5 protein-coding genes are annotated in these 6,934 nt (G+C 67.8%); 2 read left to right on the forward strand and 3 right to left on the reverse strand.

The annotated features are described in order from the left end of the window. The first annotated feature begins 20 nt into the window (after positions 1 to 20). A complete protein-coding gene (locus QX070_RS29265) occupies positions 21 to 1,262 on the forward strand; it encodes a DUF763 domain-containing protein (protein WP_315740620.1) in 1,242 nt (413 codons plus the stop codon). A 4-nt stretch (positions 1,263 to 1,266) separates the two neighbouring features. Continuing rightward, positions 1,267 to 1,728, forward strand: a complete 462-nt coding sequence (locus QX070_RS29270) for an NUDIX domain-containing protein (RefSeq protein ID WP_315740621.1) — start codon at positions 1,267 to 1,269, stop codon at positions 1,726 to 1,728. A gap of 23 nt (positions 1,729 to 1,751) precedes the next feature. Here the strand turns inward: QX070_RS29270 and QX070_RS29275 are convergent, their stop codons facing one another. The 3 genes from QX070_RS29275 to QX070_RS29285 form a co-directional block, all read right to left on the reverse strand. Beyond that, positions 1,752 to 3,449 (reverse strand): methyl-accepting chemotaxis protein, encoded by a 1,698-nt coding sequence (locus QX070_RS29275; RefSeq protein WP_315740622.1) that lies wholly within the window; start codon positions 3,447 to 3,449, stop codon positions 1,752 to 1,754. Positions 3,450 to 4,270: 821 nt separating this feature from the next. Beyond that, positions 4,271 to 5,479, reverse strand: a complete 1,209-nt coding sequence (locus QX070_RS29280) for an MFS transporter (RefSeq protein ID WP_315740623.1) — start codon at positions 5,477 to 5,479, stop codon at positions 4,271 to 4,273. 409 nt (positions 5,480 to 5,888) lie between these two features. After that, positions 5,889 to 6,806 carry an alpha/beta hydrolase gene (locus QX070_RS29285; protein WP_315740624.1) on the reverse strand — a complete coding sequence of 306 codons (918 nt, stop codon included), beginning with the start codon at positions 6,804 to 6,806 and terminating at the stop codon, positions 5,889 to 5,891. Positions 6,807 to 6,934: the final 128 nt, after the last annotated feature.

Genomic DNA, 6,934 nt, shown 5'->3' on the forward strand with positions numbered 1-6,934 from the left:
ACCTCCTCTGCAAGGTTCCGATGGCCCGACGCACCGGCAGCGCCGATCTTCCGCTCCATTCCGGACGCGTCCCGGCCTGGCTCGGCGCGCGCATGGCCTCGCTCGGCGCCATCATCACCCAGGCGATCGTGCATCACTACGGCCGCGACGAATTCCTCGCGCGGATGTCGCATCCGTTCTGGTTCCAGTCGTTCGGCGCCGTCATGGGCATGGACTGGCATTCCTCCGGCATCACCACGAGCGTGATCGGCGCGCTGAAGCGCGGGCTGAAGCCGCTGTCCGGCGAGCTCGGCATCTACGTCTGCGGCGGCCGCGGTGAGCATTCGCGCAAGACGCCCGACGAGCTGCGCCTGCTCAGCGACCGGCTCGGCCTCGACAGCGAGGAGCTGGTCCGGACCAGCAAGCTCGTCGCCAAGGTCGACAGCGCCGCGGTGCAGGACGGCTTCGACCTCTATCTGCACGGCTTCTTCGTCACATCGGACGGCAAATGGACCGTGGTGCAGCAGGGCATGAATGGCGACGCGCGCCAGGCCCGGCGCTACCATTGGCATTCGCAGCAGCTTGCGAGCTTCGTCGACGCGCCGCACAGCGCCATCGATGGTCCCGTCCAGGGCGAGATCGTCAACCTCACCGACAAGCGCGCCGCGCCGTCGCGCCACGCCCAGCTCGAGCTGCTCACCGATCTCGGCCCCGACCGCGTCGTCACGGAGTTCGAACGGCTGAGCACGCCGGAGCCCGCCCAGGGCCTGCTGCCGCATCTCGTCATGCCCGCGCATCACGACGTCAGGCCGAAGGACGTGTTCGCCCGCCGGCTGCGCGGCACGCTCGCGGCGGCCGCCGAGCGCGGCCCGGTCGACTTCCCCGACCTGCTGCTGACGCCGGGCGTCGGCGCCCGTACCGTGCGCTCGCTCGCCATGGTCGCCGAGGTCGTGCATGGCGCGCCGTATCGATTCAGCGACCCGGCACGGTTCTCGCTGGCGCATGGCGGCAAGGACCGGCATCCCTATCCGGTGCCGATCAAGGTCTATGACGAGACCATCCGCGTGCTCAAATCGGCCGTCGGCAACGCCAAGCTCGGCCGCGACGAGGCACTGTCGGCGCTGAAGCGGCTCGACGACCAGGCCCGCCGGCTGGAGCGCAGCGCGACCGGCCCCTCGCTCGATGCCTACATCGCGACCGAGCGCGCCGCCTCGCCAGAGCTCGACGGCCGTTCGGTGTTCGGCTGGGAGCGCGACCTCATCCAGCGCACCGGCGAGGCATAAGGCGATGCCGGCACGCAGCGCGGGCGTGCTCGCCTTTCGCAGGACCTCCAACGGATTGGAAGTGCTGCTGGTGCATCCCGGCGGCCCGTTCTGGCGCAACAAGGATCTCGGCGCCTGGTCGATCCCGAAGGGCGAGTTCGGCGCCGGCGAGGCGGCCGAGGCGGTGGCGCGGCGCGAATTTGCCGAGGAGCTCGGCACGACGCTGACGGCGTCGCTGCTGCCGCTCGGCGAGATCAAGCAGCGCGGCGGCAAGGTGGTCGAGGCGTTCGCCGCCGAGACCGACCTCGATGCCGGCAGCATCACCAGCAACGCGTTCGAGCTCGAATGGCCGCCGCGCAGCGGCCGGATCCAGCGCTTTCCCGAGGTGGACCGCGCCGCCTGGTTCGACCTCGCCGAGGCGAGGGTCCGGATCAATCCGGCGCAGGCCGCGCTGCTCGACCGTCTCTTGGAGATCGGCGGAGGGTGAGCTGTCACCATCCGCCGCCGACATCACGCCGCGCGGACGTTGCCGAGGAATCGCCCGGTCTGGGTCTTGAGCTGATCCGACTGGCTGCCGAGCTGCGAGGCCGCACTCAACACCTGTGCCGCTGCGGCGCCGACCTGGCCGGACGCCTCGCGCACGCCGACAATGTGCTGCATGACCCCCTGCGTGCCCTGCGCCGCCTGCTGCACGCTGCGGGCGATTTCCTTGGTCGCAGCGCCCTGCTCCTCGACCGCGGCTGCGATCGCGTCGGTGATCTCGTTCATCTGCCCGATGGTCGCGCCGATCTCGCGGATTGCGTTGACCGTCGAGCCGGTGGCGTCGCGGATGGCTTCGATCTGGCTGGTGATCTCCTCGGTCGCCTTGGCGGTCTGCGCCGACAGCGCCTTGACCTCGTTGGCGACGACCGCGAAGCCCTTGCCGGCCTCGCCGGCACGCGCCGATTCGATGGTGGCGTTCAGCGCCAGCAGGTTTGTCTGCCCCGCGATGGTCTGGATCAGCGCCATCACCTCGCCGATCTTCTGCGACGCGTGGACCAGCCTGTCGACCATCGCCTCCGTCCGCGTCGCCTGCCCGACCGCGTTCTGGGCGATCGACGACGACTGCGTGACCTGCTTGGCGATCTCCTGGATCGATGACGACAACTGCTCGGCGGAGGCCGACACCGTCTGCACGTTCTTGGCGGTCTGCTCGGCGGCCGCGGCCACCTTCGCGCTCTGGTCCGTCGTGCCGGCGACGATGCTCGACATCGATTGCGCGGAGGTCTGCAGCTCGCCGGCCGCGGTCGCGGTGGTCTGGATCACGCCGCCGATCGAGCGCTCGAACTCGTCGGCGATCCGCACCAGCACCGTGCGGCGCTCCTCGGCGGCCTGCTGCTTGGACTGCTCCTGCTCGGCCCGGAGGCGCTCGCTCTCGGCGAGATGGTCCTTGAAGATCTGCAGGCTGCGCGCCATGCGGCCGATCTCGTTCCTGCGATCGGTGAACGGCACCTCGAGGCCCAGATTGCCCTTGGTCAGCTCGTCCATCACGACGCAGGTGCGGTCGAGCGGAACGACGACGCTGCGTCCGAGCCAGAAGGCGACGACCGCGGCGACCAGCAGACCGGCAAGCGCGCCGAAGCCGGCCCACATCGCACGCTGATAGACGACTGCGTCGATGTCGTCGACATACACGCCGGCCTGGATCGCCAGCATCTTGTCGCCGCTGCCATAGGCGCCGACGTAGGACATCTTCGGCAGCTCGGTCGTCCCCCCGGCGCGCGGCACCTTGTACTCGACGAAGCCGCCGCCGGCGCGCGCCGTGCGCACGATGTCCTGGATCAGGAGCTTGCCGGTGGAATCCTTGAAGTCCCAGCGGTTGACGTTGATGTATTTCGGGTTGGCATGGACATAGGTCACGCCCGCATCCGACGATCCGGTTCCGTAGACGCCGAGATAGTCGTTGTACTGGCCCCAGCGCATTGCGCCGATCGCGGCGTAGGCCTGCTGCCGCGCCTGCTCCGGCGCGACCTTGCCGGCGGTCGCCGCGGCGTCATAATAGCTCAGCACCTTGACGGCGGACTCGACGAGGTTGCGGACCATGGTCTGCCGCTCCTCGAGAACGGTTCCGCGCAGCATCAGGATCTGCATGGCGGAGACGGCGAACAGTGCGATCGACATCACGGCGATGATCGCCGCGAGACGCTGATAGACAGTCAGGTGTCGCATTTTCTGGTTCTCGTTGCGTGGACTGTATGCACGATACCAACCCTACATTAATGGTTTGCTATCCGTGCCGTCCGAACGCCGGCGAACTAATTAGTCTTTGGACTGGAAACGTCCGTTCACGCGAACTTATGCCAGAGAACAACCAGCGCGGCATTGCGCGACGATCGCTCGAATTAACATGCGATAATTGAAAGGGCCGGTTCGCACCAGTTCCACCCGATTGGGTGTCGAGTCCCCACGGAGTTGCGTTGTCGCGACGCGTCAGGCGCCCGAGCTTTGTGCAGCGAAGCCCTCACGTCATCGAGGGCGCAGGGAAGACCAGGCATCGGCTGATTCCTGCGGCCCCCGTGCGGAAAGGAATGCACGGGGCAGGAACCACAGGTTCAACCGGTTCTGCCCGGCCTTCCCTGCGCAATGGTGTTACGGCTGCTTCGCACTCTCCCCGGGGACCGGCGTTCTTGCCCCCGTTTGCGACAACGCGCCAAAGGCACGCCACGCAGGCATCAGCATCGGGATGCCAGGACCATGCGACTTGACCGTCCGTGCCGGCGCCGCTCGTCAGTCGGCGCCTGCCCGTCCATCACATCCCACCCCAACGCTCCTGACGATGCGCAGCGCCCCTCGTCGATGAGGCGGGACAGCGATAGAGAAGCACGAATTCCGATAAAACGAAAGAACAAAATTTGCGCAGGCGGGCGCGGCTGCGGCGATGTCGTTGAGACGGCGAATGAACTTCGTGTTTCGGCGCAGGGCGAATGCGGCATGTCCCGGCGCTTCCGGCGGGCGCAGGTCCGCCCCGACGGGCGACTCGGTCGGACGTCTCAGGACGAGACCGCCGCGCGCATCGGACGGCGCTGCCGCAGCAGCAACAGGATGACCACGGCCGCGCATGAGCATGCCAGGCTCAGCGCCAGCGGCGCGTTGCTGCCGTAGCGGGTCAAGAGCTCGACGAGGATGGGCGCCGACACCGCCGACAACAGGTTGAGCGGCAGTCCGATCTGGGCGGACGCCTTGGCGAAGGCCGCCTTGTCGTAGAACACCAGCGGCATGGTGGCCCGCGCCACGGCGAGCGCGCCGCTGCCGAGGCCGTAGATCAGGATGAAGGCGCCGATCGCGGCATGCGAGCCGTCGCTCAACATCAGCAGCAGCATCGCCACCGGCAGCGCCAGGCCGGCGACGATCGCGGTGGTGATGCCGTCCCAGCGGCCGCCGCCGAGAAAATCGATGGCGCGGGCGCTGATCTGGATCACCCCCAGCATCGAGCCAAAGCCGACCGCTTCGGCCGCCGACAGGCCTTCGGCCTTCAGGAGCTCGATCAGCACGGCCCCCATCCCGAACGCGACGAAGGCGTTGAGGCCGGAGGCGCCGACCAGCAGATAGAACGTGCCGCGCGACGGCGTCGCTGCGGGGACGGACGCCGCCGCATCCGATGATGACGGCGGCAGATGATCATGGACGCGCCGCGGCAGCAGGAACACGAACAGCGGCAGCGAGACCAGCAGCAGCAGGCCGGCGTAGACGAGACAGGTGCTGCGCCAGCCGATATGCGCCGAGAGGGTCGAGGTGACCGGCCAGAAGATGCTGCTCGACAGCCCCGTGACCAGCATCAGCGCGCCGATGGCGCTGCGCGCGCGCAGGCCGGCGATCTCGTTGAGCACGATGTAGGAGGCGGTCGAGAGCGTGGCGCTGCCGGCCACGCCGAGCAGCAGCCATGCGGCATAATAAGAGAGAGCGCCCTGCGCGGCTGACAGCAGCGCATAGCCCGGCGCGGCCAGCAGGGTGCCCGCGATCATCACCCGCCGCCCGCCATGCTTGACGAACGGCCGCGCCAGCAGCGGCGAGCACAGCCCCATCGACATGTACAGCACCGAGGTGCTGGCGAAGATCGCCGTCAGATCCATCTCCAGATCCACCGCCATGGCCCGGCCGATCACCGCCGGCAGGCTGAGCGTGCCCCAGGCGATGAGCTGGGTGATGGCGAGCACGATCAGGACGCGCAGGAGGGAGGGGTCGGCGATGACGGGGGGCATTTCGGGCGGGGGCACTGCACGGAGGTGACGCGCGACGCGCGTTGCAATTATAATTCTAGACCATTCGCGCCGAATCAGCCCCGCTGTTTGGGAATTGCCGCCCCGCCACCGGCGGGGTGCTCGTGCCAGGTGCCGGCAACTGCACGCACGGGCCGCCGGCCCCGGAGCAGGAGCAGCATGAGCAGCGCCGCACGGGAGCAGCCGATCGTCAGCCCCCATGGGTCTCAAGGCGATGCAGAGCGGCCCTCCTCACCATGACGGTTTGGATTTGGCCGCGAAAAGACCCTCATCCCGAGAGGCCGCCGTAGGCGGCCGTCGCGAAGGGTGGCTGCGAAACGAGCGCTCGCCACAGCTTGTTGCCTCATCTGCGATCGCCTTACCCTACCTCCGGAGCTCGAGCTTCGCGCGCCTACAGGAGGTGTGATAGGAACCAGTCACGCGCAGCCGAGGATGATTGTTCGAAGTGCTGGACATAGGGCGCGAAATGCCCGCAAGGCAGACTGACAAACTGCTTTGGCTCGCCGGCGCATGCGAACGCCTCCCGGGACGCCTCAATCGGCATCAGCATGTCGCCCTCGGCCGCGATCCACATCAGCGGCCGCGGCGCGATGCGATGCAAAAAGGCGGCCGGCTCGAAGCTGAAGGTGAGCTCTAGGCTGCGCACGGTAACCTCGTTGCGCCACAGCGGCGAGATCTTCGCCGCCTCCATGCACCAGTCGTAGGCGTCCGACGTCCCGAGGATGCACGGCGTCGTCGCCGGATCCTGCGCCACCACCTGCATGGTCATCGGCGGCTCGCCCGCGGCACGGGCCAATCGCTCGCCGACGAACAGCTGCGACAGCTGCGCCTTTGTCTCCGCCGGAATGTGGCTCCAGATCGCGCCGCCGCTGAGGAACGAGACCTGCACTGCCACGCAGCGGATGCGCTGATCGATCGCCGCCGCCTGGATGGCGACACCGCCGCCATAGCTGGAGCCCCAAGCGCCGATCCTTCTGGGATCGACGCGCGGCAGGGTCATCGCGAAGGTGATGGCATCGCGGTAGTCGGCCAGCTGCTGCATCGGGTCGATCTCCTGCCGGACGCGTCCTTCGCTCTCGCCGAAATTGCGGGGATCATAGACCAGCGCGCCGAGACCGGCCGCGCTGAACGCGGCCGCATATTTATCGAGATAGCTTTCCTTGAGCCCGCTGAAGCCGTGATGAAGCACGACGATGGGCGCTGTCGGCGCGTCCCCCTGCGGCGGCACGTGCCAGCCGCGCAGCACCGTACCATCGTCGGCCTTGAAGGCCACCTTCTCGAACCCAGCCCGCAGATCCGAACCGACCATTGCAACCTCCCTTTGCTCTCGCCTCTCCGCCTTGTCTGCACGGCGGTCTCGGCCTAGCTGTGGAGCCTCAAGAGGTTGTCCTCGGTCAACCCGAGTCTGCTGATCGGCGTTTGAGATTTTATACCACC

Origin of the sequence: Bradyrhizobium sp. SZCCHNR1093 (assembly GCF_032381175.1) — a bacterium.
GTDB lineage: Bacteria > Pseudomonadota > Alphaproteobacteria > Rhizobiales > Xanthobacteraceae > Bradyrhizobium.

Bases quoted from the DNA above. Each gene is read 5' to 3' on its own strand.
- QX070_RS29280 (WP_315740623.1), bottom strand. From the start codon at position 5,479: ATGCCCCCCGTCATCGCCGACCCCTCCCTCCTGCGCGTCCTGATCGTG.
- QX070_RS29270 (WP_315740621.1), top strand. From the start codon at position 1,267: ATGCCGGCACGCAGCGCGGGCGTGCTCGCCTTTCGCAGGACCTCCAAC.
- QX070_RS29285 (WP_315740624.1), bottom strand. From the start codon at position 6,806: ATGGTCGGTTCGGATCTGCGGGCTGGGTTCGAGAAGGTGGCCTTCAAG.
- QX070_RS29265 (WP_315740620.1), top strand. From the start codon at position 21: ATGGCCCGACGCACCGGCAGCGCCGATCTTCCGCTCCATTCCGGACGC.
- QX070_RS29275 (WP_315740622.1), bottom strand. From the start codon at position 3,449: ATGCGACACCTGACTGTCTATCAGCGTCTCGCGGCGATCATCGCCGTG.